Genomic DNA, 25,699 nt, shown 5'->3' on the forward strand with positions numbered 1-25,699 from the left:
AAATGACCTTGAAATATCTGATCTTGGGGATGGGACTGGCTGGACTGGTGGGCTGTCAAAGCCTGCCGGAATCCAAGCCGGCACCGCAACCGGACCAAGAAAAAACGACTGAACGAAAAACCATTCGCACACCCACCGGCGTGGTGATTCATCCTTATGAACAGGAAGAAATTCAGCGCAAGAAATTACAGGTCGTGGTTCCTGAACAAAAAGTACAGCAGCGTTTTGAAGATGGCCGCTCTTTACCAGCGTTTAAGAAACTGATGCAGCAGACCCAGACGGCTTATCGTCAGGGACAATGGGCGCGTGCCGAAGCTGCCGCCTTACAGGCACAGCGTCTGGCACCGCAATCGGCTGAAACCTATATGTATTTAGGGCTGGTGGCGAACCAGAAAAAACAGCCGAAAAATGCAGAAGCCCTGGCCCGCCGTGGTCTGAGCTATGCACAAACACCGGCGATGAAACGCCAACTGTGGCTGATTATTCAAAAATCTGGTCAGCTACAAAACAATAGCCGTACCGTGCAACAGGCACAGCAAGCGCTGAAACAGCTTTAGGCTGAAGCGCTATCCAACGCATCCATAAAGCGAATCCCGGCAATGCCATAGGCATGGTGTTGCTGGGCCTGCGCCAAGTCCTGCCGATGCATCCCGCCTAAGGCAAACACCGGAATATCGACCTGTTTGGCCCAGTTCTGAAATTGTGCCCAGCCTAATGCCGGAGTATCCGGATGGCTGGCTGTTGGCAGCACCGGACTTAAAATTGCAGCATCACAGCCAATATTCTGCGCATGTTGTAACGATTCCAGATCATGACAGGCGGCAATATAACGCTGACCGGCCTGCAGGCTGCCCTTGTGCAATTGCAGACATTGTTGCTGCTTTAAATGGATGGCAGCGACCGAGACCTGCTGCACGCTATTCAGCTGCTTCCACAGTTCCAGATTAACAATTAATGATTTTAAACAGCCAATATTCTGCTCAGCCAGTTCAATACTGCGTTCCGGTGCCGGTGCGACACGCCAGTACAGCAGTTGCTGGGTATCCGGGGTATCCAGACAGTTTAAGTCTTCACTAATTTTGATACATTCAGGCCAGTAGAGGCGTTGCAGCATACGCTGGTTGGCTTGCGGGAAATTCAAACGAGCCAAATCCTGCCGTTTATACCAGGTCCACGGTTGCTGGATGTCTGAGAGCAACGCCGCCGGCACAAAGGCATGGAACACATGCAAATTGACAATCACATCTTCATATTCATGCCGGATAAAATCAAACTCATGCCACTGGATCAGGTCAATGCCTACTTCTTCGCGCACTTCACGGCGACAGGCCTGCACCGGGGTTTCATGCTGCTCTACCTTGCCGCCGGGAAATTCGTGCTTATTGCCCTGATGCTGTTTGGCCTCGCGCCAGCCGACCAAAACCTGGGTCTGATGCAATAAAATCCCAATCGCGATATGTAGATGTGGCTTTGACATGAAACGTCCTGTTTTAAAAATATGAGCAAGTGTAAGCAAATTTATACTTTTTATAAATTCCCCAAATCAAGCATTGACAGATATATTTGATAATGATTATCATTTATATCGTTCAACATACACCACGGAGTCGAAGGAATGAACGCACCATTTAGCCTGTTTAGCCGTAATGCAGATCAACAGCATGCCTTACCAATGTTACATTCTAATAACCTATTTGCTCTCGGTCGTGAAATTCGCATCATGCATGCCGGAGAAGAATACCGCCTACGCCTTACCCGTAATAATCGCCTCATTCTCACCAAATAAGAACAATATCTGAATAATAATAATCGTGGGAAGCAGCAGTATGAATCAGCGCATACTGCTTTTTAACTGCCCATGCGTATCTCAAGATTGAACTCAATGTTGTTATTTTCGATTTTGTTATTTTTGCTTCACACCGGGCAAACTCAGTTCCACCAGTAAACCGCCTAAAGCTGAACGGCTAAACTGCAATTGGCCCTGATGCAGGCTGATAATCTTTTTACAGATCGAAATACCAAGACCACTGCCTTGGGTTTGTGTGCCCAGCGCCCGATAAAAACGCTCACCCAGACGTTGTAACACCTCATCACTGATCTCTTGACCATTATTTTCAATACACAGCTGCACCTGTTCAGCATCACCATTGATACTGACCACCACCTCACCCTGTTGCGTGGCATAGCGGATGGCATTGTCGATCAGGTTACGGATACAGGTATATAGCAATTCCGGATTGGCCTGAATGATCGCCGGTTGTAGCTGCAAGCGCGGTTTAATCTGTTTTTCCAGACTAAACGGTGCCAAGGCCTCCAGCACATCCAGCACCAGCTTTTGTAAATCAACCTCGGTTATAGGCAAGTCTTGTAGATGTGCCGGGTCTAAACGCGCCAGTAATAGCAGATTCTCCAGTACCTGAGTGCCGCGGTTGACATCGCGTTGAATCTGGGCCAGATCTTCCGCTAATTGCGGTTGATCCTGATATTTGCGTTTTAACACCTGCAAGCGCATTTGAATGGCAGAAAGCGGCGAACGCAGTTCATGTGAGGCGTCAGAAGTAAAACGCTGCTCGGCTTCTAAAGAATGTTCCAGCCGGCTAAGCAAACGGTTTAACTGCTGCACCATCGGCTGTAATTCCAGTAATTCTGGCTGGGTACTTTGTACCGGACTCAGGTCCTGCACATGCTTTTGCGCAATTTGCGCAGACAAAGCCTGTAAAGAGCGGAACTGTTTACGAATAGCAAAATGTACAATGCCCCATTGAATCAGCCACAATAAAATTAAAATCGCGGCATAGCCCAGACCTGTGGCCCAGATTTCCTGGAAACGCACATTCATTTTCTGGGTCATCAGTACGCTTAAGTCATCATCACTGGCCACATAAACGCGCCATAAACGCTGATTCGCCCAGACAAAGGAAAATCCCTCTTCCTGCTGTGTGATCGTAGCTGGTGCTAAGGGAAAATCTTCTGTTTCGGTCAAGGTCTGCTGGCCCAGTCGCAGCTGATAATGCATCTTGAACTGTTCAGTGAGTTCATCGACCTGCTCGCCGGCGCCACTGCTAATATCCTGCAATAACAGCATATCGGCCGCTTCATCCATGATTTCATCTTGCAGCTGCATGGTCTGATAAATTGACACGGCAAACAGCAGCACCAGTGCCAGCAGGCCGGCAATCATCGAACTCAGTACCGAGGTTTTAACTAGGGTTTTCTGTAAAGAAACCGCACCCGTTTGCTTCATTTACGCCTGTTCCTGCTGCATGCGATAGCCCAAACCGCGAATGGTTTTAATTAAATGGCTGCCAATTTTTTTACGCAGCTGATAAATAAACACTTCAATGGCATTGCTTTCAATTTCATCACCCCAGGCATACAGCGATTCTTCCAGCTGTTCCCGGGTTACGATATGCTCGGGCTTTTGCATTAATTTATACAGAATCTGGAATTCCTTGGCGGTTAAATTCACCGCGTGGCCATCTTGGGTTAAGGTTTTGGCTTGAGTATCTAACAGCAAATTGGCAAAACGGATCTGATGATCGGGCTGGGTCTGCCTGGTACGTAACTGGCTGCGCACCCGTGCTGACAGTTCTTCCAGACTAAAAGGCTTGACCAGATAGTCATTGGCGCCTAAATCCAGTCCATCGACCCGGTCCTGAATGCTGTCTTTGGCGGTAATAAAAATCACCGGGGTATCCAACTGTTTGCGGCGCAAAGCGGTCAGAATTTCATCGCCGGTATTGCCCGGCAGGCCACGATCCAGCAGCACACAATCATAGTGATGCTGCTCAATGGCCAAAATGGCATGATTGCCACGCTCGACCCAATCGACGTTATAACCGTCCATTTCCAGCCAGGTTTTAATACTTTCTGCCTGAGAGGCGTCATCTTCTGCCAGTAAAATACGCATTGGTTCTACTCTAGCTTTTTTTACATCATGCCTGATTTTTCACAAGATTCAAAAAAACCACATGCATGGAGCATGTGGTTTTGTGTGGAGCTGCAATCAATCTGATTAAAAGGTCGGCTTAGAAACGAACCTGCTCGACATCAATTTCAACACGTTTAGATGGTTTATAATCAATGTCCACTTCGCCAGTAATCACCACTGGAGTTTTGGCAGAAATCGCTTTACCATTCCACAGGTCATCATCAATATCTACTGTGATGGTGCCAGTGCTGTCGCGGAACTGGTATTTTTCATCACCAATGGCTTTTACGATATAACCTTTCAGCTGAACATTGCTGTCATCTTTCATGGTTAACGCCTGTTTCACCGTGGTTGCTTGCGCCAGTGCAGACTGGTTCACTGCGGTATCTGCAACAGCAAATGTAGTTGCGCCCACTAGACCTGCAGTTAAAAGTGCTTTTGAAAATAGGTTCATCTGTCTTTCCTCATTCAGTGTTGTTCGTTTCGATGTAGTCATTAAAACAAAGCAAGATGAGCTGAATCTTAAGATTTCCTCATATTCAAAAATTTTTCACTTTTTTGGGTTTTAGTTTAACGGTACCACCCGCAGTACTTCTTCCAAGGTGGTAATACCGGCCATGACTTTACGCGCCCCGGCAATCCGTAGTGGCTCGATGCCTTCTTTTTTGGCCTGCTGGCGTAACTGAGTCAGATCAGCATTGGCACCTATCAGCTGTTTGGTGTCCAGACTCAGGGGCATAAACTCATAAATCCCGATCCGGCCTTTATAACCGGTCTGACGGCAGGCTTCACAGCCCACCGGCTTATAAACTTTTTCCGGCATCTCCATGACATAGTCAAACGTCAGATGTTCCCATTCATTGGTATTAATCATGCCTTCCTGTTTGCAATGCGGACACAGCTTGCGCACCAGACGCTGCGCCAATACCCCCAGAATGGTGGCTGCAGTTAAAAAAGGCTGCACACCTAAATCATGCAAACGGGTCAGACTGGACGGCGCATCATTGGTATGCAAGGTCGATAACACCAGGTGACCGGTTAATGCCGCTTGAATGGCCATATTGGCCGTATCCTGATCACGAATCTCCCCGACCATAATAATATCCGGGTCCTGACGCATCAGCGCGCGCACGCCATCGGCAAAGCCCAGCTCAATGCCCTGATTGACCTGCATCTGGTTAAAGCTCGGTTCAATCATTTCAATCGGGTCTTCAATGGTACAGACATTGACTTCATCGGTGGCCAGCTGTTTCAGTGATGAATACAGCGTGGTGGTTTTACCCGAACCGGTCGGCCCGGTGACCAGAATAATGCCATGACTATGACCGGTCAGACTTTGCCAGCCCTGTAACAGACGTTCTTCAAAACCGAGCTGCTGGAAGCTGCGTACCAGCACTTCCGGGTCAAAAATACGCATCACCAGTTTTTCACCAAAAGCCGTCGGTAAAGTCGAAAGACGCAATTCGGTTTCCTGACCTTTGGGAGTACGGGTTTTTAAACGGCCATCTTGGGGTTTGCGTTTTTCTGCCACATTCATGCGGCCGAGAATTTTAATCCGTGAAATGACCGCAGTTAAGGTATTGGCCGGCATGTTATAAATGGTATGTAGTACGCCATCAATCCGGAAACGGATTTTACCCTTGTCTTTACGTGGCTCCAAATGAATATCACTGGCGCCCTGTTCAAAAGCAAACTGCAGCACCCAGTCCACCAGTTTAACAATATGCTGGTCATTGGCATCGGGGTTTTGGGTATCGCCCAGCTGTAATAAGGCTTCGACACCTTTATTTTCACGGTCATGTGCTGCGGCTTTTTGTGAACCACTGACCGCACGACTGACCTGATAATATTCTACCAGATAACGCTGTAACTGCTCTGGACTCAGCAGCACGCGCTGGATTTTACGCGGCAATAAACTGTGTTCTAAATTGGCGACCCAATCGGTCATAAACGGCTGATCGGTGGCAATGAACACCGCATCGGGCTGAATCTCTACCGCCAGAATTTTATTGCGCAGGGCAAATTCCTGGGACATCACTGCGGTTAAAGCGGCCACATCGGCCTTTAACGGATCAATCACATAAAAAGGCAGCTCGGTCTTTTCTGCCAGCCACTGACATAAACGGTTCAGTGTCAATGTGGTTTGGGGATGTTGCTGATCGGTCAGGTTAAAATGCGCAATCCATTGCAACGGATGCCATTTCAGCTGCTCACGCTGGCGATGCGTGGTCTGTACCAGCATTTTATCGCGTTCGCTGATCCGGCCATCTTTTAATAATTGCTCTAAACACCAGGTGGTATCAATTTCAAAATTAAAATTCATTGTTTTTGTTCCCCCAACATCAGCACACTATAGCAGAGTTTATTTTTCCCGCCTGCCTTTGCCACTGGAAAATCTGATGCAGATACGCATCAAGCGCAGCTCCTGCAAATTAAACATACAGTTCCGCATAGCAATCTTCACAGAATCAATTATATGATGGAGACGTCGCCCCACTGCCGCGGGATATAAAGATGGAATTTTTAACTACCCCTTCAATCTTGAGTACCTCTTTTCAGGAGCTGATGACCATGCTTGCAGCCGCACTTGGCTGTGGCCTGTTAATTGGTCTGGAACGTGAACGCAGCAAGCACAATGAAGCCAACCATCATTTTGCCGGGGTGCGCACCTTTGCCGTGTGTGCCTTGCTCGGTGCGATCTGCTTTTTGCTAGGGCCAGTTTTTGGTATTGTCGGGGCCGTGATTATTGGCGGAGTTGGGCTGTTTTCGCTTAAAAATCAGGTTGAAGACCCGGGTGCGACCACCGAACTGGCCTTTATTATGACCTATTTTATTGGCGCGCTCTGTTTGTGGAATATTCCGTTGGCGACTGGTCTAGCGGTTATTTTAACCGGTCTGCTCATGACCAAACACCTGATGCACGGCATTGTCAGCAAATGGATTACCGAAGCAGAGCTGCGTGATGGTCTGTTCCTGCTGGCACTGGTTCTGATTGCCCTGCCTTTGACGCCAGATACCCCCTTATGGGGCAATGTGCTCAATCCTTATGTGATTTTAAAACTGCTGATTCTGATTTTATCGGTACAGGCTTTGGCGCATATCGCCAAGCGCCTGCTGTCCACCAATAATGCACTGATGCTATCCTCAATTGCGTCCGGCTTTGTGTCCAGTACCGCCACCATTGCCAGTTTAGGCATGGAAGTGCGTTCCGGCCGCGGCGATGCCCAGATTAATGCGGGCGCGGCGCTCATGTCCTGCGTGGCGACACTGTTGCAGATTCTGATTATTATTGTGGGGATTAATCTGTCCTGGTTTAAGGTATTTGTGGTACCGAGTGCAGTGGCGATTATGATTCTGGTGGCGGTGGGTTACTGGCTGCTCAGAAAAAATACCGGCTCACAGCAAAAAGCCAAAGAAGCCGATAGCCGCATGTTTAGCCTCAAAGAGGCCGCGATTATTGTGGTCACGCTCACCCTGATTCAAGCCATGGTCTACGGACTGGATCAGGCACTGGGCAGCACCGGTTTAATTGCCGGAACCTTCCTGGCATCCTTATTTGAAATTCACGCTGCCGCTGCCGCGGTAATTACCCAAGGCTCGCCCAGCAATTTAACCCTGTTTTATGCGCTGATTTTGGGTCTGGGTGCACATGCACTGGCCAAATGCGTGAATGCCTTTTTAATTGGCGGACCACGCTTTGCCTTGTATTTTGCACCGGCCCAAATTCTGCATATGGCGGTGCTGATTGCGATGGCTTATTTTATGTTTAAGCCGGCTTAAGCGCTAACATCTGAATCAGCACCTGATCTGGCTGTACCATAAATCCGACATCAATATTGGCAAAGTGCATTTTATAGAGCCGGGTTTCATCCTCCTGATAAGCCGGACGCGGGTCTAAAGACAACACCTGTTCCAGCTCACCCAGCATCTGCGCGCTAATTTTATGCTGCTGCAACAATTGCTGTTTTTGTACAGCGGCCTGCTCTGTCCACACCACCTGTTTACGTTCAGGCTCATCCTGCGCATAGCCACTTTGCGCCTCCATGACCGCATCAGAATACTGGATATAAGGCTTGATATCTAAAATCGGTGTACCATCGAGTAAATCACTCCCGGTCACATAAACCCGTACTGCCTTGCCGACTTTTTTCACCTGTTTTAATTGCACCACTGACAAGCCCACCGGTGACGGCCGGTACATACTGCGTGTCGCAAATACTCCAATTTTCTGGTTACCACCCAAACGCGGCGGCCGCACCTGAGCACGGAATTTTGTCTGCTGCTGGTTTTTATTGTCATGAAATTGCCACAGCAACCACAAATGACTAAATGCTTCAATGCCCTCAAAGGCCAGCAAATCGTTATAAGGTTCTAGCATGTCAATATAGGATTCGACCTGAACCAGATTCGGCTGCCGTGGGATGCCAAACTTTTCTTTATAAGGAGATTTCATAATCCCGATAATGGGCAAGGTCAGATCAGTCATAATCACTTTTTTTGATAAGCTCAATTAAATATATTCAGTTTATCGAGTATGAATTTAGATTAGAATAGCAACCTGTTCTAATTTGATAATTTATTGAGACCTTTAATGGCTGCTTTTAACGTCGAAAAGATTACTCACGTCCACCACTGGAATGACACTTTATTCTCTTTTAAAACGACTCGTGACACTGCACTGCGTTTTAAAAACGGTCAATTTGTAATGATCGGTCTTGAAGTGAATGGTAAGCCTTTGATGCGTGCATATTCGATTGCAAGTGCCAACTATGAAGAAGAGCTGGAATTCTTCTCGATTAAAGTGCCAGATGGTCCATTAACCTCGATTTTGCAAAAAGTTAAAGTGGGCGATGAACTGCTGGTTTCTCGCAAACCAACCGGAACTCTGGTACTCGATGACTTAAATCCGGGTAAAAACTTATACCTGCTGTCTTCAGGTACCGGTCTTGCACCGTTCCTGTCGGTGATTCGTGATCCGGAAACCTATGAACGTTTTGAAAAAATCATTGTTGTTCATGGTACACGTTATATTTCTGAACTGGCGTATCAGGACCTGATTCTGAACGAAATTCCAAACCACGAATTCTTCTCGGAACTGGGCGCGAAAGAAAAACTGGTTTATTATCCAACGGTAACACGTGAAGATTTCCATACTCAAGGTCGTGTCACCACTGCAATTGAATCTGGTCAATTGTTCGAGAAAATCGGTTTACCACGTTTTAACCCGGAAACTGACCGCGCGATGCTATGCGGTAGCCCAGCCTTCCTGGATGACGTTGCTGCGCTGCTTGACCAACATGGTCTGAAAGAATCTCCACGTATGGGTGTTCTAGGCGATTATGTAATTGAACGTGCATTCGTTGAAAAATAAGATTCCTTGAATCTAAAAAACCGGGCAAAATTGCCTGGTTTTTTATTCATTAAAAAAATATTTTTTCTTTTCAGAGGAAAGTTTAGTGTAATCAATTCCTAAAGGAGCAAGTAATCTCTTATAAACAAATGTTTTTCTTTCTTCTACAAATTTTTTAAAGTCATCTAAATTAGCAGTAAACTCATAACAAACTAGATAACCATTACAAATCTGATCCATTTTTTGGCAGGTCTTATAAAAGTTTAAATTAGCTTTTATATTCTTTTTATAGCCTTGTAGTTCTATAACTTTTTTATTTAACTCAGTAAATGCTTTATGAGGAATAAATAATCTATTTTCATTATTAATTTTCTTAAGCTCAAGTCCTAAGAATATCAAAGTTTGAGATTGAGTATAAATTTCTGATTTGCCTACTCCAATATCAGGTATATGTAATTGTATTTTTAATAATTCGGCCCTTATAAGATCAAAGTATTTTTTAATTTCCTCTCTTTTATTAGCAAATACCACAAGATCATCTGCATATCGAATATAATTTATATTTTCTTTTGCTAATATTGCTTCAAAATCTTGTAAATAAAATGAAGCCAGCAAAGAAGCTATTGGCATGCCCTGTCTAATTCCTTTACCTTTTTTAACTTTTAAAATTTCAGAAAATTTTTTGAATTGATCTTCTGATGTTGCTTGAAGAAATTTATAATTTGGATCAGCATTGATCATCTCTTTGAAAAAATTATCGAGATTTGGAATTGCTATTTTTGTTTTAAATAAATGTAAAATAGTTTGCCTATTTAACTCATCAAAGAATGAGGAAATATCTGTTTTTAATGCGTATTTATATTTCTTTCTTAAATTTATTAATTTGTCATGTGCAGCCTTTACACCACCATTACCTTTTAAAGAAAAATCATTGGTAGCAAATCTCTTATATTGATTTGAATGAACCTCTTTTAAATAAGACATAAATAAATTCTGAATCAATCTATCCTTTACTGAAGGCACACATACCATACGGTAACTATCTTTATCTTTTGGAAGAAAAATTGGAGTGAGAGGATCAAATTTAAATTTGTTTAATTGAATAGAATTTATTATTTCTACTTTATATTTTTCTCTATCTTCAAAAAATTCATCTACTGTTATATATTTTGAATGATATTTTAAAGCTGATTTTTTCTTACCTAATTTTGTTTTGAATTTACTTAGCTCAGCATCAAACTCTTGCTGACAATATTGATAAAATTCCATTCCCGTTTCACTATGCTCTTGCAAGGTCATGGTCACATAGTTTCAGAGTTGCAGCATATCGCTTCCTATTCGTCTTACTCAACGATTGTACCTTGTCGGTCGCCATTGCCAAGTACTCGGAACACAATGATGCGTCCTGTGACTCTAGGTGCGATTGGGTGCTCGAAATATCATTCTGATTTATATTTTCAAATTTCAAAATCGAGCCCATTTTTAGACACATTCCCCATATTATTATATCAGAAAATAACTGTCCCTTGTGTTGTGTTATTGTGTATAAGCACGTGGAAATTAACAATATTTGTATTAAAATATTTCCAACATCCCAACCAATGAACACGGTCAACCCCAAATAAACTGACAAACAGATATCAGCCAAATAGATTGTGACTTTATCGATCATATTTACGCTCCAAATTTTCAAACAGCCTACATGCTTCCAAGTTTTCGCCATGACAGAAGCAGCATATCGCTTCCTATTCGTCTTACTCAACGATGAAACCTTGTCGGTCGCCATTGCCAAGTACTCGGAACACAATGATGCGTCCTGTGACTCTAGGTGCGATTGGGTGCTCGAAAGAGCATAAAAATATCTAGATTATATTTAGGGGTTATATTCTTAAATTTCAAGTATATTTTGAAAAAATAATTTTGCCTTATGCAACTTTTTATCCTAATAATTTCTCCCCCAGTTATAAAGCCGCCTTTCGGCAGCTTTGCTTTATAACGAATACGAGAATTAAGTAGTCTCATGCCCTAATGCTCGTTCTGTCAAAGCTTGCTTCACTATCTGATAACCTGCAGTTAATCCAAGACCTGCCATAATCACCGCCACAATCATATCTGGCCATAGACTGCCAGTGCCAAAGACGCCAACTGCTGCCAGAATGACTGCGACATTGCCAATCGCGTCATTGCGGCTACACAACCAGACCGATTTCATGTTGGAATCGCCATCACGAAAGCGATACAGAATCACGGCTGCCACCACGTTGGCCACCAAGGCCAATCCACCAATTACCCCCATGGTAATCGCTTCCGGGGGAATACCCTGCATATAGTTATAGACCGTTTTGGCCAACACCAGACAGCCAAACGTAGCCATGGTAATGCCTTTTAATAAAGCCACGGTAGCACGCCAGTACAGACTCATCCCCAGCACAGCCAGTGAAATGGCATAGTTGGCGGCATCGCCAAAGAAATCCAGCGCATCGGCCCAGAGTGCTGCCGAATGGGCATACATCCCGCCAAACAGTTCCACCACAAACATCAGCAAATTAATAATCAGGGCAATCCAGAGTGCGGTACGAAAACGGCCATCAGGTTTGACCGGTGCAGGCTGACATTGACAGGCCATAAAGCCTCCTGTTGCATTTTTCTATGACTGTATTATGCTCATTAGAAACTATGGTCTAACTCCAAGGTCAAGTCATGGCACATTATCTGATTCGGGATTTGGTCAAAAAAACCGGTCTGAGTGCAGACACGGTGCGTTTTTATGAAAAGAAAGCGCTCATCCAACCCACCTTAAGGGCCGAAAATAATTATCGTTATTATGATGATGACACCTTAAAACGGCTAATTTTTATTAAACGTTGCCGCGCACTGGATTTATCCTTAAAGGAAATTGAAACCCTGATTGCGCTGGAACAGCAGCCCGATCAGGACTGTCAGGCGGTAAATGAACTGCTCGATCATCATTTAGTACAGATCGAAAGCAAAATTGCCGAGTTACAGCATTTTCAGCTGCAACTGCAGCAATTACGGCAGTCTTGCAATGCCCGAACCACTATCGACCATTGCCAGATTTTAAAACAGCTAGAGGCCGATGAAACGCCTAAATCGACTTCTGATTAACCCGTTTCGACAGTTCCGCAGCCGATTCCTTGCGCTCGGAATAACGGTTGGTCAGATAGCTGGCCTGCCCGCGGGTCAATAAAGTGAACTTGTACAGCTCTTCCATGACATCGACAATCCGGTCATATAAGGAAGAGGCTTGCATACGTCCAGCTTCATCAAACTCCAAAAAGGCTTTCGGAATCGAGGACTGGTTCGGGATGGTGATCATCCGCATCCAGCGCCCTAAAATACGCATCTGATTCACCGCATTAAAGGACTGCGAACCACCACTAACCTGCATCAGTGCCAGAGTTTTACCTTGGGTCGCACGAATGGCACCGGCAGCTAAAGGAATCCAGTCAATCTGTGCTTTCAAAATAGAACTCATGGCACCATGACGTTCCGGGCTGCACCAGACCATACCTTCTGCCCAGGCCAGCAATTCATGCAATTCCTGAACTTTAGGATGTGAAGCATCACCATCTTCCGGCAATGGTAAACCTTTGGGATGGAAAATTTTAACTTCGGCACCGAAGTGCTCCAGAATCCGGCCGGCTTCCATCACCGCCAAACGGCTATAGGAACGTTCGCGGTTTGAACCATACAGCAATAAAATTCGCGGCGGATGCGGCAATGCTCTGGCCTGAACCTGCTCAAAACTCGGCTGTTCAATTAAGTCTACATCAAGATTGGAAAGTGACATCATCCACCTGTTCCATCATAAAATTTACGTTTCAGCCACAGCGAGACACTCACCAGGGCAATTAACACAGGCACTTCCACCAGCGGGCCAATAATGGTGGTAAATGCCACCGGTGAGGCCAGACCAAAGGTTGCAATCGCTACCGCCAAAGCCAGTTCAAAATTGTTGCCGGCCGCGGTAAAGGAAATGGCCGTGGTACGTGGATAGTCATTGCCCATCCACTTGCTCATCAAGAAGCTGACAAAGAACATCAATACAAAATAGATGGTCAATGGAATGGCAATGCGCAGTACATCCATAGGTAACCCAACCACATCGGCCCCTTTCAGGCTAAACATGGCGACAATGGTAAACAGCAGCGCCAGCAGGCTAAGTGGACTGATTTTGGGAATAAAACGCTGCTGATACCAGTCCAGTCCTTTGTTTTTCACCAGAATCAGCCGGGTCAGAAAGCCCAGCAAAAACGGAATGCCCAGATAGACCAGCACCGCATGGGTAATGGTCCAGAAACTGACATCAATCACCTGACCGGCCACACCAAAATAAGGCGGTAACACACTTAAGAACAACCAGGCATAGGTACTGAAAAACAGAATCTGGAAAATACTGTTAAAGGCCACCAAGGCAGCGACATACTGGTTATCGCCACAGGCCAGATCATTCCAGACCAGTACCATGGCAATACAGCGCGCCAGTCCAATCAGAATCAGGCCAGTCATATATTCCGGATAATGCTGCAGGAAAATCAGTGCCAGTGCGAACATCAAACACGGTGCAATCAGCCAGTTTTGTACCAGCGACAACAGCAGCGTGCGTTTATCCTGAAAAATCTGCGGTAAAGCGGCATAGTCCACTTTGGCCAGCGGTGGATACATCATCAGAATCAGGCCAATGGCAATTGGTAAATTGACATTGCCCATACTCATCTGGTCCAGACTGCTCGACACCTGCGGGAAATACACCCCAATGCCAATTCCGAGTGCCATGGCAATAAAAATCCACAGCGTCAGGTTGCGGTCTAAAAAGGAAAGTTTGCGGGTGCTGGCCATGACTTACTCGATATGGGAAATATTGTTGATGGCTGCAATCAGTTCGGGACGGGTCATCTGCTCAGGCTGTAACGCAAACAGTGCATCCAGACGCTTGTTGATATGCGCGACTGTTTCTAAAAAGGCCTGCAACTTGGCCGCTTCCGGCAAATCCAGATGCGATGGATCGGCAAGTCCCCAATGCGCTTTAATCGCGCCGCCCAAATACAAAGGACAGGCTTCTTGGGCAGCCGCATCACATACGGTAATCACCACATCGGGCTGATACTGCTCACAGTCATCAATACTTTTACTGGAGAGCCCTTCAGTCGACAGGCCCAGATTTTCCAGCGTCTTTAACGTCAGTGGATGGACACGACCGGTCGGTTTGCTGCCGGCGCTATAGGCTGTCCAGCCTTCTGGAGCACGACTGTTAAATAACACTTCAGATAAAATGCTGCGGCAGCTATTTCCGGTACATAAAAAGAGGAATTTCATGGTTTTACTCACAATAACTTGAAAGCGTTGCTGTCAGCGAATTCATCGGACTGACATCTTGCTCCGCGATAATATTCAGCACACTCACTGCCCACTCGGGTAAATCTGGATTCAGGCGGTAATACACCCACTGCCCCTGACGCTGGTCCAGTAAAACCGATAAATTTCTCAGCAAAGCCAAATGACGGGAAATTTTAGGTTGGCTTAAATTTAATGCCTCGGTCAGCTCGCAGACACAAATATTCTGTTTGGCCAGCACCAGTTTCAAAATATCCAGACGGGTCGGATCGGACAGGCATTTAAAAAAATCAGTTTGATTCATACAGCTTCCCCATATTTATACTTGCGAATATACGCATATCCATATATAAAAGCAATATTCCTCTTTTACCTGAGTTTTAGCATCATGGCAGCTCCAATTAAAATCTTTCACAATCCTGACTGCGGCACTTCGCGCAACACTTTGGCCTTAATCCGTAATACCGGACAAGAACCTGAAATTATTGAATATTTAAAAAATCCACCAACAGCCGAAGTGCTGGCTGACATGATTCAGCAGGCCGGTTTAAGTGTACACGAGGCGATCCGTCAAAATGTAACGCCGTATGAAACCCTGCAACTGGCTGAGCGTGATCTGAGCGATGCAGAACTGATTGCCCTGATGGTACAACATCCACTGCTGATTAACCGTCCTTTTGTGGTGACTGAACGCGGCGTTAAACTGTGCCGACCTTCTGAACTGGTACTGGATTTACTGACCCAGCCGCAGCTCAAGGCCTTTCGTAAAGAAGATGGTGAACTGGTGATTGATGAGCACGGTCAGCGTGTCAATTAACCGTTTTTCCTCTCGCCTGCTGCCGCTCATCTCTCAGCGCTAGCAGGCTGAGTGCCTGATAATCCCGAGTTTTTTACTAGGTTGAATCGAAAAATTTTATCCCTACAATAAAGCCACAATTTTTTTATGCCTTTTTGATTGATCATGCATCTTCATCCCGTTACCGAACTTCTCTCTCCTGCCGGTTCTTTAAAAAATATGCGCTATGCCTTTGCCTATGGAGCAGATGCCGTGTATGCCGGGCAGCCGCGTTATAGTTTGCGTGTCCGGAATAACGAGTTTGATCATGACAATCTGGCTATTGGCATTAAAGAAGCACATGAATTAGGCAAAAAATTCTATGTGGTGGTCAACATCCAGCCGCATAACTCCAAACTGAAAAACTTTATCCGTGATCTTGAGCCAGTCGTGGCCATGCAGCCTGATGCACTAATCATGTCTGATCCGGGCCTGATCATGATGGTGCGTGAACACTTCCCGCACATGGACATCCACCTGTCGGTACAGGCCAATGCGGTCAACTGGGCTACGGTCAAGTTCTGGAAAAATATGGGCCTGACCCGGGTGATTCTGTCGCGCGAACTGTCCATTGAGGAAATTGAAGAAATCAAAACCCAAGTTCCCGATATGGAAATTGAGGTCTTTGTACATGGTGCCCTGTGCATGGCCTATTCCGGCCGCTGCATGCTATCAGGCTATATGAACAAACGCGATGCCAACCAGGGCGCCTGCACCAATGCCTGCCGCTGGGAATACAAAGTGCTGGATGCCGCCGAGGATGAAACCGGTGATGTAATTCCGGTAAAAAATCTGGATGCAGGCGGTTGCTCGCAAGATGCTGATGCGCTCCACATGCAAGCCCAGCACCAGTTTAATGAACCGGTGCTGTTACAACGCAATGAAGAAGATATGTTTGCCGCCGAAGAAGATGAGCACGGCACCTACTTCATGAACTCCAAAGATTTACGTGCGGTCCAACACGTAGAACGTCTGACCAAAATTGGCGTACATTCACTGAAAATTGAAGGCCGCACCAAATCCTATTTTTACTGCGCCCGTACCGCGCAAATTTACCGTAAAGCGATTGATGATGCTTTAGCCGGCAAACCGTTCGATCCATCCTTGATGACCCAGCTCGAAGGTCTGGCCAATCGCGGTTATACCGAAGGTTTCCTGCGCCGCCATGTGCATAGCGAATATCAAAATTATGAAAATGGCTCATCCAGTTTTGATCATCAGCAATTCTGCGGCGAAGTGCTGGAGCGCAATGGCGACTACATTAAAATTGATGTCAAAAACCGTTTTGTCGTGGGTGATTCTTTAGAACTGATGACCACCAAAGGCAATATCAGCTTTATCCTCACCGAAATCAAAGACAAAAAAGGCAATTCAATTGAGGAAGCCAAAGGCTCTGGTCATATTGTGGAAATTCCGGTCCCGGCTGATGTCGATATGCGCTATGCCCTGCTGATCCGTAATTTACCGAACTCCACTGCTGATATTTCAGCATCATCCTTGGCCTATCAGGCAGGTTAACTCATGGCGCTGCTGATTACCGATAAATGCATCAATTGTGATATGTGCCTGCCGGAATGTCCGAATGATGCCATTTATGAAGGCGACAAAATCTACGAGATTGATGTCAGCCGCTGCACCGAGTGCGTTGGTTTTTATGATCATCAAACCTGTGTTGCGGTATGCCCGATTGAATGTATTGTGCCGCATCCTGAGCATCGGGAAAGTCAGGAAGAACTGACTGAGAAGTTCAAGCGCTTAAACTTGCTTCATCCCTAAAACTGGGGTACAACAAAAAAAGGAACTGAGCTGTTAGCGATCTCAGTTCCTGTAAAAAAAACAATAACTATTTTTTGATATTTTACCGCATATAGGGCCTGGGTATTGGGGAACTCAGGCCCTATTCTAATTTTACTTACTGTCCAGAACGGATGATGTAATCAAAGGCAGACAACGATGCTTTCGCGCCTTCACCTGTGGCAATAATAATCTGCTTATATGGGACTGTAGTACAGTCACCGGCAGCAAATACACCTTTGACGTTGGTTTCGTTGCGGTCGTTAATCACAATCTCACCACGATTGCTCAGCTCAACTGCTGTTTCTTTCAAGAAATCGGTATTTGGTAACAAACCGATCTGTACAAAGATCCCCGCCAGTTCAACCGTGTGCTCTTCATCTGTTGCACGGTCTTTATATTTCAGCGCTGTCACTTGTGAACCATCACCCACGACTTCTGTTGAAAGTGCATTTTTGATGACAGTGGTGTTGGGCAAGCTGTTCAGTTTGTCTTGCAATACCTGGTCCGCACGTAATTTGGTATCAAATTCTACTAAGGTTACATGCTCAACAATACCGGCCAAGTCAATTGCGGCCTCTACACCCGAGTTACCCCCACCAATGACTGCAACACGTTTGCCTTTGAATAAAGGACCATCACAGTGCGGGCAATACGCCACACCACGGGTACGGTATTCTGCTTCACCTGGGACATTCATCTCTCTCCAGCGTGCACCGGTTGAAAGCACCACAGTTTTCGATTCCAGCTTGGCACCGTTTTCCAAGGTCACTTCAACTAAACCGTTGGCTGTTTCATCTGCACCTTTAATGTCAGATACACGTTGTAGGTTCATGATGTCGACACCGTATTCACGTACGTGTGCTTCCATTTCAGCGGCAAATTTTGGACCTTGGGTTTTCTTGATTGAAGTGAAGTTTTCAATGTCCATGGTGTCCATCACCTGACCACCAAAACGTTCCGCCACGATACCGGTGTTAATGCCTTTACGTGCTGCATAAATCGCTGCAGTGTTTCCAGCAGGTCCACCACCAATCACCAGTACATCAAAGGCCGCTTTGGCATTTAACTTTTCAGCTTCTTTGGCTGCAGAGTTGGTGTCTAATTTGGCAATGATTTCTTCCAGTGTCATACGACCCTGACCGATGTGGTTACCGTCCTGGAATACCATCGGTACTGCCATGATCTTACGTTCTTCCACTTCATCCTGGAAGAATGCACCATCAATCATGGTGGCAGTAGTACCCGGGTTGTAAATCGCAATAAGGTTCAATGCTTGCACCACGTCTGGACAGTTATGGCAGCTTAACGATACGAATACATCAAAGTCCGATTGGATACCCAAGTCTTTAATAGAAGCTAATACTTCATCAGACACTTTTGGTGCATAGCCCGAAGTTTGTAACAATGCCAGAATCAAAGAGGTGAACTCATGGCCCATTGGCAAACCTGCGAAGAATACACGCGGTTGCTCACCGGCTTTGGCGACACCAAAGCTTGGTGCACGTTTGTTGTTACCATCGAAGCGTGCAGTCACCTGATCAGACAGGGCGGCAATTTCAGTTACCAGTTCTTTGATTTTGTCTGATTTGTCAGAAGCATCTAAAGTGGCCACTAATTCGATTGGACCTTCAAGGCGTTCTAACAAGGCTTTTAATTGGGCTGTAGTATTTTGATCTAACATTGCTAACGTCTCCTAAGGAGTCAAATTTTTCAATACCGCTATCATAGGCCAAATTTAAAAATAGATAAAACAGTTTGTTTTTATATTAATGATCGTTTTTATAAATTATTATCTTTTATGGATAGATTAATCTAAATTGTAACAACGCGATAGAAATCATCTACCAGAAAAAGGCTCCCACAGAAGCCTCATCATCAGCATTAAAAAATCCGCTGCTCAATTCTTAATGCCCGCTTTTTAAAACTTTGTGCCAACACAAAGAAAATCAGGCTGAAAATGGCTGACACAATCGCCACTGCAATCACCAGAATCTGTACAAACTGACTTAAACGCTCGGCTTGAACCACCTGTTTATTCACGCTTTCTGCCATTGGGGTCAGGGTTTTGCCATAAACCTGTTGCTGCATTGACCAGAGCTGTTCCGGTTTAAAGCCATACTGAATAAAATCCGGATTCTGCTGCTCGGCCTTCACCAGATTCAACACATGCGGAATGGCTGCGGCTTTATCCGGTGGCTGATGCAACAAAGCGGTTTGCGCCAGTAAATAGGATTTGACTGGTGTATCCAGCGGTGCATCTGCCAGATAACGCGCCAGCTCACTTTCTGCCAGCTGCTTGTCGTAATAGACAATTTTTTGCTGCGCATCATAGTCATCATTTTTCAGGTCATATTGCAGATAGGTCAGACCTGACCACAGCATGATAAAGGCAATTAACCAGCCGACAAACTTCAGGATAAAGGACTGAAAGCGCACATAGAAAAAGCGGATTTTCTTGAGAAAATGCACCACAAAAAAGGCGCCAATAAACGACAGCAATAATTTCAGAAACAGCCAGCCAAACCAGGACAACAGCCCCAGAAAATAATCCGGTTGCTGTTCTAAAATCGCCAGGTTTGCATCAACAGTTAAAGGAATGTGCAGCTGTTCGACCTGCGTGGTCAGGCCAAAAAAGCCATAGACAAAATCTTGCTGTACAAAAAAAGCAATAATGGAGGCAATGAACACCGTGCTGGAGGTTATACCCAGCAACATCAGATTGCGCTGGCGCTTTTTCAGCGCCAGCACACCGCTATTGATGTGCTCGGTCGGTACCGCATAATCATCTAAGGGCAATGTATTCTCCTTACGTTTGCAATACTCCCGAGCCAGCGTTTACTCAGGAAGGATTGGAACCGCTCGAACTTGATTCAAGCACCAGATGATTCAGGTTATCTTGCAGCACACGTAAACGCGTGGTTGCTTCGGCACGCTTTTGCATTCCCTCTTTTTGCACCTGAATCACATCATTGACTGTTTTAATGAGGGTGTTTTGCACATGTTCAAGCGTTTCAATATCAATCACTGAACGCTGGTTGGCCTTGGCGGTATCGACCGAGTTCTGATGCAGCAGGTCGGCATTACGGCGTAGCAGCTCATTGGTGGCATCATCAATACTGTTGGCCAGCTGCACACTGTTCTTTTGCTCATTTAAGGAAATTGCCAGACTAATCTGGTTTTTCCAGGCCGGTAAGGTAATGTTTTTAATTGCATAAAACTTGTCGACCAGCATCAGGTTATTGGACTGGATAATCCGGATCATTGGCAGGGTCTGCATGGCCGATTGCTGCAACACCTGTAAATCACTGACGCGTTTTTCCAGATTATTGGCCAGATGATTTAAATCATAAACTTTCTGGGTGGTACTCTGGTCCTGCTCCTGCGTGGTTAACTGGCCAATCTGCTGTTGGATTTCCTGCTGTTTGAGCTGGCCAGCGGCAATATAAATCCCTAGCTGTTTATATTCTTCCTGCACGCCTTCAAACATTTTATCCAGGGTATCGACACGGGTTTTTAAGCCGTTTTGCGAGGTTTCAATTTCCTTGACCAGTACATCAATCTGTTCTTTGGTGCTGTTAAAGTGCTGGTCAAAATTCTGCTTGGCACCTTTAAACTTGCTGATCAGGCTACCAAAAAAACCGGAGCTTTTCGATTTGTTGAGAATACTGCTGGTATTTAACTGCTGCGCCACCTGTACCACCTGATTCAGCTTTTGCCCGGTCGCATCCAGATCTTTATTCTGCACCAGATGAAGCAGTTCATCAGTATAAGTCGAAGTTTTGGTGGCAATATTTTTCCCATATTCCGCCACCGAATTATGGCTTAAGTCGGCCAGTTCTTTACGCGCGGCCATGACCTCATTGAAATCGGATGGCTGCAAGCCAATTTCCTGTAAATTGAGCGCCTGGAATTTCTGCTGATTTTCTTCGGTTGTGGCTTCCACCACGGCATTTACCTGTTCAGGATGGGTCATACGTCACCTTATATTTGATTCTATTTAGAGCTGTTTTCGAGTGATTTTTTTAGCGTTTTAATCAGATTTTCCCGACTATTATCAAGCTTTTCCAGCTCACTTGTCGAGCTGCTTTGCTGACTTTGTTTGACATGATATTGCCAGGCCGGAATCAACACCTGCTGCGCTTCCTTAAACCGGTCCAACAAGGTAAATGACAGCTGCTGGCTCAGCTGCATCTGGGTAATGGCAATATCATTACTCGCCTGCAGTGTGCGCAGTGTATTTATTTTTTTAGATAATCGTTCCGAGAAGTTATCTAAAGGATGTTGATGTTTCACAAAACTTGGATATTCAGTCAAAAACTCCTCAGCGGCCACTATATGCTGCGCCATCTGCTCTCTTAAGCCACGTAACTGCTGAAAACGCGCCTGGGATTTCTGAATTTCAATCTGTAATTTCTGGCTTAAATGATTGGCCTGATCCAGCAAGCGGTCCAGCTTTTTATAATATTCCACCTGGCTGGAACCATATTCCAGATCAATCCCCAGCCATTTTTGCAGTGCATTAAATTTGCGTTTTTTCAGATATTTTTTGGAATCCGCCAGCATGCGGATCAATTCTTCAATGGTTTGACTGAGCTGCTGGGTCATGTGCGGATCAATCCCGTTTAACAGCACTGCCTGCGACTGAATGAGGGCATCGGCATAATGATTTAATTTGTACTGGTCATTTAATACCGGCACCAGCTCATGACGCTTGATCGAGAGAATGGTATCCCGGTTCAGCTCCAGCTCTGTTAATGGTTCTAACACATCTATTTGCGGCATAACATCATCAGCTTGATCAAATCATTTTTTATACTAAGACTTTTATATAAAGCAAGCTGTAGCTTTTTGCAAATGCAGTAAAAGCGGAATATTTAAAATTAACAATATTTTACTGATCAATGACAGAGAGTGAATCCTCTCCTTTTTGCGCATACTTATCAAATTTTTAAGCCAAACTGCAAAGACACAAAAGCCCTCAACTGAGGGCTTTAATTTTTCACGCAGCGGAGATTATAAATAATCACCTTCACGTTCCGGCTGATACAACACTTTATCAATACGGACTTTCATAATATGACCATCCGGTTGTGGCCATTCAATTTCCTGCCCTTCAGCCAGCCCTAAAATAGCCGCCCCGACAGGTGCCAGTACATTGACCTGGCCTTTATCGCCACGGAAGTCATGCGGATACACCAAAGTAATTTCGGTGGGTTCCGGGAAAGGTGCGATGGTCACCAGCACGCGGGCATTCATGGTCACCACATTGCTTGGCACATCTTGCGGTGCAACCACTTCGGCACGCGCCAGCTCATCTTCCAGATGTTCCATGGTCGGGGTAAGTTTAGACTGATGTTCAAGCATGGTTTCTAAACGGTGCAAGTCTTGTTCAGACAAAATAATTGTCGGTTTATCCATTCTTTGTTCCTTTATCATTATCAGCCAAAAATAAAAATAATTGATCTATTTCACAAGTGCTATGCAACTGTTATAGCAGAATTTAATCCGGCTGAATAATTGCAATTTGTTTTTTAGCACCTATAAAAAAAGCTCCCTTGAGGGAGCTTTTTCTCAAGTGCGGGCTTATTTCGCGTAAACCGGGAATTTCGCGCAAACAGCTTCAACTTTTGCTTTGACATCAGCAATTACAGCTTCATCCCCTTTGCTGTCCAGGATGTCAGCAATCCAGCCAGCCAGTTCACGTACTTCAGCTTCGCCGAAACCACGTGTGGTTACTGCTGGTGTACCAATACGGATACCAGAAGTGACGAATGGAGAACGTGGATCGTTTGGTACAGAGTTTTTGTTCACAGTAATGTGAGCAGCACCTAACCAAGCATCCGCATCTTTACCGGTGATGTCCTGTTTAATTAAAGATAACAGGAACAAGTGGTTTTTCGTACCGCCAGATACCACATCGTAACCGCGTTCGATTAACACTTCAGCCATCGCTTGTGCGTTTTTCACCACTTGTTGTTGATAGGCTTTGTATTCAGGCGCCATTGCTTCTTTAAAGCAAATTGCTTTTGCAGCAATCGCGTGAACCAGTGGACCACCCTGGTTGCCTGGGAACACAGCAGATTGTAATTTCTTCTCGATTTCTTCGTTGGCTTTAGCCAGGATTAAACCAGAACGTGGACCACGTAGTGTTTTGTGGGTAGTGGTTGTAGTAACGTCAGCAATTTGTACCGGGTTCGGGTAAACGCCTGCAGCAACCAGACCAGCCACGTGTGCCATATCCACAAACAGGTAAGCGCCTACTTTGTCCGCGATGTCACGGAAACGCTGCCAATCTACGATTTGGCTGTATGCAGAGAAACCAGCAACGATCATGCGTGGTTTATGTTCTAAAGCCAGACGTTCAACTTCTTCATAGTCGATTTCGCCAGTTTCAGGGTTTAAACCGTACTGAACCGCGTTATATGTTTTACCAGAGAAGCTAACTTTTGCACCGTGAGTCAAGTGACCACCGTGAGCCAGGCTCATACCCAAAACCGTGTCGCCCGGGTTCAGTAATGCTAAGTAAACTGCAGAGTTTGCTTGAGAACCTGCGTGTGGCTGAACGTTAGCATAGTCAGCACCAAAGAGTTCTTTAGCACGGTCAATAGCCAATTGTTCAATAACGTCTACATATTCACAACCGCCGTAATAGCGTTTGCCTGGGTAGCCTTCTGCATATTTATTGGTCAGTTTTGAACCTTGAGCTTCCATTACTGCAGGTGAGCAATAGTTTTCTGAAGCGATTAGCTCAATATGTGCTTCTTGACGCGCATCTTCATTAGAGATTGCTTGAGCTAAATCTGGATCAAAGTCAGCAATAGAGATATTGGCAAACATTAGCGAGGTCCTATTCATGTAGGGCTTTTAAGCCGTGCTAAGATTGGCGCATATTGTAACATGAACTTTATATTTTTTACCCATCAACTTTAATCAGTTTTGCATAAAAATAGCCCATGTTTTTATAAAAACATGAGCTATATCATTAATTCTATCTTTACCGGAATTGAAAAAATTATTGGGTAGGCATGATCGATTTCACATCCGCCACAATCTCATCCCAATTATCGACATATACAGAGCCATGATCCCATTTCTGATCTATAGGTAAATCCTGATCGGTGACATAATGAATTCTGGTTCCCTGCTGGCGTGCAGACTGCACCAGAAAATCAGTGACCTGTTTTGGAATGGTCGGGTCGGCAGAGCCTTGATAAATAAACACAGGCGTTGAAATCTTAACGGTTAATGGCTGTGATTCCTGAGTCAGGAAATCTTTAATTTCAGGAACCGTAGTCATAAAGTCGGTCTGGGTACGTGGATAAGCGGCCAAGTTGCCATAGGTTTGTGCATACTTCACCATTTCTCCACCAAATGCTGCGCCAAGATCAGCATTACACAGCGACTCGGCTTCTGCCGCGAGCAGGTCTGTCGGGTTCTTGAACACTTCAGAGTATTGCAGGGTTGGATGGCTATTTCTGAGACCTGCCGTAATTAATGCAGTGAAAGTATCTAATGGAGCCAGAATCTGTATTTTTTTGCTCAGATCCGGTTCTGCTGCTGCCTGCTGTTCTCCACCGCTAAGAATCATGCTCAGGGAAGATGCCGGCGCTATGGCCACCGCACCTTTATAATTTAATTGCGCCCGGGATGCATATTGCGCTGCACCTAAAGCCGCCTGTCCACCTTGGGAATGACCGACCACGGTCCAGCGTGTTTCAGCGCTATTGTTAAAATGTTGATGTGCCGCCACAACCGCATCGGTAATGGAGTAAGCCTGACTTTTTAAATTCAAGAACGGATGCAGCTCTTGTCCACTCGGTTCGCCCAGCCCTTCATAATCTGGAGCGACCACGGCATAACCTTCAGCCAGCAGGCGCGCAATAAAATATTCATTGCCTTTCAGGCCCTGACGGCTTGGTGCACAAATATCGGCGACGCCCGTGGTGCCATGTGCCCAGACCACAATGGGCCATCCACCAGCCGGTTTAGGCTGATTGGGTTCAAACAGCAAGGCCGTAGCTTGTGTTTCCTGCCCATTCACTCCTAGCATTTTATACGTCATCAAGGTTTGTGAAGCACTAACCGACTGTAAGACCATATTTGCATTTGAATCCTGGTCTAAATAAAGTTCAGCTTTTACTACCGGCTGGCTAATATTATGTTTCGGAATACCATCATCAATGATGACTGCGCTGTTGTCATTGTCATCATTACATGCCGTTAAAAATAAACTGCTGCTGGCCAACGCCACGCTAAGCCATATTTTTCTCATCTGATTATCCTTATACAGGTATTATTCTAAAGTTGCGTCCTTCGCAATTTTCACTTTTACGCTGTTTGCTGCGCTCAGGCAATATCAGTGCAATTAATATATAAGTGTATTGTATTAAAATAGAGTCACTTATCTTTAAAATAGATAAGCTGAACGGCC

Annotated in this window: 27 protein-coding genes; 8 read left to right on the forward strand and 19 right to left on the reverse strand. The window is 45.3% G+C overall.

The genetic code is table 11. The features are described from left to right. Positions 1 to 2: 2 nt before the first annotated feature. On the forward strand, positions 3 to 557 hold the full coding sequence (locus FTU50_RS01615; protein ID WP_168396688.1) for a tetratricopeptide repeat protein: 555 nt from the start codon (positions 3 to 5) through the stop codon (positions 555 to 557). On the opposite strand, the gene FTU50_RS01620 is transcribed toward FTU50_RS01615, so the two are convergent. After that, positions 554 to 1,477 (reverse strand): thiamine phosphate synthase, encoded by a 924-nt coding sequence (locus FTU50_RS01620; RefSeq protein WP_005179031.1) that lies wholly within the window; start codon positions 1,475 to 1,477, stop codon positions 554 to 556. The genes FTU50_RS01615 and FTU50_RS01620 overlap by 4 nt on opposite strands. A 138-nt stretch (positions 1,478 to 1,615) precedes the next feature. Here FTU50_RS01620 and hemP point away from each other — a divergent pair, with 138 nt between their 5' ends. Continuing rightward, positions 1,616 to 1,786 carry a hemin uptake protein HemP gene (hemP, locus tag FTU50_RS01625; RefSeq protein ID WP_016659175.1) on the forward strand — a complete coding sequence of 57 codons (171 nt, stop codon included), beginning with the start codon at positions 1,616 to 1,618 and terminating at the stop codon, positions 1,784 to 1,786. 117 nt (positions 1,787 to 1,903) lie between these two features. Here hemP and FTU50_RS01630 read toward each other — a convergent pair whose 3' ends face one another. The 4 genes from FTU50_RS01630 to FTU50_RS01645 all read right to left on the reverse strand — a co-directional run bounded on the left by FTU50_RS01630 (position 1,904) and on the right by FTU50_RS01645 (position 6,254). Continuing rightward, complete coding sequence (locus FTU50_RS01630) at positions 1,904 to 3,244, reverse strand: HAMP domain-containing sensor histidine kinase (protein ID WP_180046617.1); 1,341 nt, start codon at positions 3,242 to 3,244, stop codon at positions 1,904 to 1,906. Further along, positions 3,245 to 3,910 carry a response regulator transcription factor gene (locus tag FTU50_RS01635; RefSeq protein WP_016659177.1) on the reverse strand — a complete coding sequence of 222 codons (666 nt, stop codon included), beginning with the start codon at positions 3,908 to 3,910 and terminating at the stop codon, positions 3,245 to 3,247. A 118-nt stretch (positions 3,911 to 4,028) separates the two neighbouring features. Then, positions 4,029 to 4,385 carry a NirD/YgiW/YdeI family stress tolerance protein gene (locus tag FTU50_RS01640; RefSeq protein WP_005179042.1) on the reverse strand — a complete coding sequence of 119 codons (357 nt, stop codon included), beginning with the start codon at positions 4,383 to 4,385 and terminating at the stop codon, positions 4,029 to 4,031. Positions 4,386 to 4,496: 111 nt separating this feature from the next. Further along, entirely contained in the window at positions 4,497 to 6,254 is a 1,758-nt protein-coding gene (locus tag FTU50_RS01645) for a GspE/PulE family protein (RefSeq protein WP_005179045.1), read from the reverse strand. Positions 6,255 to 6,445: 191 nt separating this feature from the next. Here FTU50_RS01645 and FTU50_RS01650 point away from each other — a divergent pair, with 191 nt between their 5' ends. Beyond that, the gene (locus FTU50_RS01650) at positions 6,446 to 7,711 is read left to right on the forward strand and encodes an MgtC/SapB family protein (RefSeq protein WP_180046615.1); all 1,266 of its coding nucleotides are present in this window, start codon (positions 6,446 to 6,448) and stop codon (positions 7,709 to 7,711) included. On the opposite strand, the gene tsaA is transcribed toward FTU50_RS01650, so the two are convergent. Continuing rightward, on the reverse strand, positions 7,698 to 8,417 hold the full coding sequence (gene tsaA, locus FTU50_RS01655) for a tRNA (N6-threonylcarbamoyladenosine(37)-N6)-methyltransferase TrmO (protein WP_171431731.1): 720 nt from the start codon (positions 8,415 to 8,417) through the stop codon (positions 7,698 to 7,700). The genes FTU50_RS01650 and tsaA overlap by 14 nt on opposite strands. Positions 8,418 to 8,522: 105 nt before the next feature. Between tsaA and FTU50_RS01660 the strand changes: the two genes are divergently transcribed. Further along, on the forward strand, positions 8,523 to 9,302 hold the full coding sequence (locus FTU50_RS01660; protein WP_005179053.1) for a ferredoxin--NADP reductase: 780 nt from the start codon (positions 8,523 to 8,525) through the stop codon (positions 9,300 to 9,302). A 42-nt stretch (positions 9,303 to 9,344) separates the two neighbouring features. On the opposite strand, the gene FTU50_RS01665 is transcribed toward FTU50_RS01660, so the two are convergent. Beyond that, positions 9,345 to 10,580, reverse strand: a complete 1,236-nt coding sequence (locus FTU50_RS01665) for a reverse transcriptase domain-containing protein (protein WP_180069298.1) — start codon at positions 10,578 to 10,580, stop codon at positions 9,345 to 9,347. Positions 10,581 to 11,289: 709 nt separating this feature from the next. Next, positions 11,290 to 11,907 (reverse strand): cation transporter, encoded by a 618-nt coding sequence (locus tag FTU50_RS01670; protein WP_127799997.1) that lies wholly within the window; start codon positions 11,905 to 11,907, stop codon positions 11,290 to 11,292. Between the two features lie 74 nt (positions 11,908 to 11,981). On the opposite strand from FTU50_RS01670, the gene FTU50_RS01675 reads away from it, so the two are divergent. Next, the gene (locus FTU50_RS01675; protein ID WP_005179057.1) at positions 11,982 to 12,407 is read left to right on the forward strand and encodes a MerR family DNA-binding protein; all 426 of its coding nucleotides are present in this window, start codon (positions 11,982 to 11,984) and stop codon (positions 12,405 to 12,407) included. Here FTU50_RS01675 and arsH read toward each other — a convergent pair. From arsH to FTU50_RS01695, 4 genes are read right to left on the reverse strand one after another with little or no spacing between them, the layout of a single operon-like run. After that, on the reverse strand, positions 12,388 to 13,092 hold the full coding sequence (gene arsH / locus FTU50_RS01680) for an arsenical resistance protein ArsH (RefSeq protein ID WP_180054628.1): 705 nt from the start codon (positions 13,090 to 13,092) through the stop codon (positions 12,388 to 12,390). The two genes, FTU50_RS01675 and arsH, sit on opposite strands and share 20 nt — an antisense overlap. Next, the gene (arsB, locus tag FTU50_RS01685) at positions 13,092 to 14,141 is read right to left on the reverse strand and encodes an ACR3 family arsenite efflux transporter (protein ID WP_160241168.1); all 1,050 of its coding nucleotides are present in this window, start codon (positions 14,139 to 14,141) and stop codon (positions 13,092 to 13,094) included. The genes arsH and arsB overlap by 1 nt, the downstream gene beginning before the upstream one ends. 3 nt (positions 14,142 to 14,144) lie before the next feature. After that, entirely contained in the window at positions 14,145 to 14,618 is a 474-nt protein-coding gene (locus FTU50_RS01690; protein WP_016659186.1) for an arsenate reductase ArsC, read from the reverse strand. Between the two features lie 4 nt (positions 14,619 to 14,622). Then, entirely contained in the window at positions 14,623 to 14,940 is a 318-nt protein-coding gene (locus tag FTU50_RS01695; protein WP_005179068.1) for a metalloregulator ArsR/SmtB family transcription factor, read from the reverse strand. Between the two features lie 84 nt (positions 14,941 to 15,024). Here FTU50_RS01695 and arsC point away from each other — a divergent pair, with 84 nt between their 5' ends. From arsC to FTU50_RS01710, 3 genes are all read left to right on the forward strand, one after another. Beyond that, positions 15,025 to 15,453 (forward strand): arsenate reductase (glutaredoxin), encoded by a 429-nt coding sequence (gene arsC, locus FTU50_RS01700; protein WP_180046611.1) that lies wholly within the window; start codon positions 15,025 to 15,027, stop codon positions 15,451 to 15,453. Between the two features lie 144 nt (positions 15,454 to 15,597). After that, entirely contained in the window at positions 15,598 to 16,989 is a 1,392-nt protein-coding gene (gene yegQ, locus FTU50_RS01705; RefSeq protein WP_180046609.1) for a tRNA 5-hydroxyuridine modification protein YegQ, read from the forward strand. A gap of 3 nt (positions 16,990 to 16,992) precedes the next feature. Next, on the forward strand, positions 16,993 to 17,247 hold the full coding sequence (locus FTU50_RS01710) for a YfhL family 4Fe-4S dicluster ferredoxin (RefSeq protein WP_127799989.1): 255 nt from the start codon (positions 16,993 to 16,995) through the stop codon (positions 17,245 to 17,247). 136 nt (positions 17,248 to 17,383) lie between these two features. Here the strand turns inward: FTU50_RS01710 and ahpF are convergent, their stop codons facing one another. From ahpF to FTU50_RS01745, 7 genes are all read right to left on the reverse strand, one after another. Then, positions 17,384 to 18,949 (reverse strand): alkyl hydroperoxide reductase subunit F, encoded by a 1,566-nt coding sequence (gene ahpF / locus FTU50_RS01715; RefSeq protein ID WP_171431727.1) that lies wholly within the window; start codon positions 18,947 to 18,949, stop codon positions 17,384 to 17,386. A 200-nt stretch (positions 18,950 to 19,149) separates the two neighbouring features. After that, entirely contained in the window at positions 19,150 to 20,064 is a 915-nt protein-coding gene (locus FTU50_RS01720; protein WP_180046607.1) for a hypothetical protein, read from the reverse strand. Between the two features lie 43 nt (positions 20,065 to 20,107). Continuing rightward, complete coding sequence (locus FTU50_RS01725; RefSeq protein WP_045794839.1) at positions 20,108 to 21,241, reverse strand: toxic anion resistance protein; 1,134 nt, start codon at positions 21,239 to 21,241, stop codon at positions 20,108 to 20,110. Between the two features lie 20 nt (positions 21,242 to 21,261). Continuing rightward, on the reverse strand, positions 21,262 to 22,050 hold the full coding sequence (locus FTU50_RS01730; protein WP_104470294.1) for a tellurium resistance protein: 789 nt from the start codon (positions 22,048 to 22,050) through the stop codon (positions 21,262 to 21,264). Positions 22,051 to 22,281: 231 nt separating this feature from the next. After that, positions 22,282 to 22,686 (reverse strand): nucleoside diphosphate kinase regulator, encoded by a 405-nt coding sequence (gene rnk, locus FTU50_RS01735; protein ID WP_005179090.1) that lies wholly within the window; start codon positions 22,684 to 22,686, stop codon positions 22,282 to 22,284. A gap of 165 nt (positions 22,687 to 22,851) precedes the next feature. Further along, positions 22,852 to 24,105: a serine hydroxymethyltransferase gene (gene glyA / locus FTU50_RS01740; RefSeq protein WP_005179092.1), complete on the reverse strand. Its 1,254-nt coding sequence runs from the start codon at positions 24,103 to 24,105 to the stop codon at positions 22,852 to 22,854. 175 nt (positions 24,106 to 24,280) lie between these two features. After that, positions 24,281 to 25,540 (reverse strand): alpha/beta fold hydrolase, encoded by a 1,260-nt coding sequence (locus FTU50_RS01745; protein ID WP_127801408.1) that lies wholly within the window; start codon positions 25,538 to 25,540, stop codon positions 24,281 to 24,283. Positions 25,541 to 25,699: the final 159 nt, after the last annotated feature.

This window comes from Acinetobacter sp. YH12112, from assembly GCF_013418945.1.
GTDB lineage: Bacteria > Pseudomonadota > Gammaproteobacteria > Pseudomonadales > Moraxellaceae > Acinetobacter > Acinetobacter indicus.

Excerpts from the sequence above, each read along its gene's own strand:
- glyA (WP_005179092.1), bottom strand. The coding sequence starts at position 24,105 with ATGTTTGCCAATATCTCTATTGCTGACTTTGATCCAGATTTAGCTCAA.
- yegQ (WP_180046609.1), top strand. The coding sequence starts at position 15,598 with ATGCATCTTCATCCCGTTACCGAACTTCTCTCTCCTGCCGGTTCTTTA.
- FTU50_RS01710 (WP_127799989.1), top strand. The coding sequence starts at position 16,993 with ATGGCGCTGCTGATTACCGATAAATGCATCAATTGTGATATGTGCCTG.
- FTU50_RS01620 (WP_005179031.1), bottom strand. The coding sequence starts at position 1,477 with ATGTCAAAGCCACATCTACATATCGCGATTGGGATTTTATTGCATCAG.
- FTU50_RS01730 (WP_104470294.1), bottom strand. The coding sequence starts at position 22,050 with ATGCCGCAAATAGATGTGTTAGAACCATTAACAGAGCTGGAGCTGAAC.
- FTU50_RS01670 (WP_127799997.1), bottom strand. The coding sequence starts at position 11,907 with ATGGCCTGTCAATGTCAGCCTGCACCGGTCAAACCTGATGGCCGTTTT.
- hemP (WP_016659175.1), top strand. The coding sequence starts at position 1,616 with ATGAACGCACCATTTAGCCTGTTTAGCCGTAATGCAGATCAACAGCAT.
- arsC (WP_180046611.1), top strand. The coding sequence starts at position 15,025 with ATGGCAGCTCCAATTAAAATCTTTCACAATCCTGACTGCGGCACTTCG.
- rnk (WP_005179090.1), bottom strand. The coding sequence starts at position 22,686 with ATGGATAAACCGACAATTATTTTGTCTGAACAAGACTTGCACCGTTTA.
- FTU50_RS01650 (WP_180046615.1), top strand. The coding sequence starts at position 6,446 with ATGGAATTTTTAACTACCCCTTCAATCTTGAGTACCTCTTTTCAGGAG.
- FTU50_RS01745 (WP_127801408.1), bottom strand. The coding sequence starts at position 25,540 with ATGAGAAAAATATGGCTTAGCGTGGCGTTGGCCAGCAGCAGTTTATTT.
- FTU50_RS01665 (WP_180069298.1), bottom strand. The coding sequence starts at position 10,580 with ATGACCTTGCAAGAGCATAGTGAAACGGGAATGGAATTTTATCAATAT.
- FTU50_RS01630 (WP_180046617.1), bottom strand. The coding sequence starts at position 3,244 with ATGAAGCAAACGGGTGCGGTTTCTTTACAGAAAACCCTAGTTAAAACC.
- FTU50_RS01690 (WP_016659186.1), bottom strand. The coding sequence starts at position 14,618 with ATGAAATTCCTCTTTTTATGTACCGGAAATAGCTGCCGCAGCATTTTA.
- arsH (WP_180054628.1), bottom strand. The coding sequence starts at position 13,092 with ATGTCACTTTCCAATCTTGATGTAGACTTAATTGAACAGCCGAGTTTT.
- FTU50_RS01675 (WP_005179057.1), top strand. The coding sequence starts at position 11,982 with ATGGCACATTATCTGATTCGGGATTTGGTCAAAAAAACCGGTCTGAGT.
- FTU50_RS01660 (WP_005179053.1), top strand. The coding sequence starts at position 8,523 with ATGGCTGCTTTTAACGTCGAAAAGATTACTCACGTCCACCACTGGAAT.
- arsB (WP_160241168.1), bottom strand. The coding sequence starts at position 14,141 with ATGGCCAGCACCCGCAAACTTTCCTTTTTAGACCGCAACCTGACGCTG.
- FTU50_RS01615 (WP_168396688.1), top strand. The coding sequence starts at position 3 with ATGACCTTGAAATATCTGATCTTGGGGATGGGACTGGCTGGACTGGTG.
- FTU50_RS01725 (WP_045794839.1), bottom strand. The coding sequence starts at position 21,241 with ATGACCCATCCTGAACAGGTAAATGCCGTGGTGGAAGCCACAACCGAA.
- ahpF (WP_171431727.1), bottom strand. The coding sequence starts at position 18,949 with ATGTTAGATCAAAATACTACAGCCCAATTAAAAGCCTTGTTAGAACGC.
- FTU50_RS01695 (WP_005179068.1), bottom strand. The coding sequence starts at position 14,940 with ATGAATCAAACTGATTTTTTTAAATGCCTGTCCGATCCGACCCGTCTG.
- FTU50_RS01645 (WP_005179045.1), bottom strand. The coding sequence starts at position 6,254 with ATGAATTTTAATTTTGAAATTGATACCACCTGGTGTTTAGAGCAATTA.
- FTU50_RS01640 (WP_005179042.1), bottom strand. The coding sequence starts at position 4,385 with ATGAACCTATTTTCAAAAGCACTTTTAACTGCAGGTCTAGTGGGCGCA.
- tsaA (WP_171431731.1), bottom strand. The coding sequence starts at position 8,417 with ATGACTGATCTGACCTTGCCCATTATCGGGATTATGAAATCTCCTTAT.
- FTU50_RS01635 (WP_016659177.1), bottom strand. The coding sequence starts at position 3,910 with ATGCGTATTTTACTGGCAGAAGATGACGCCTCTCAGGCAGAAAGTATT.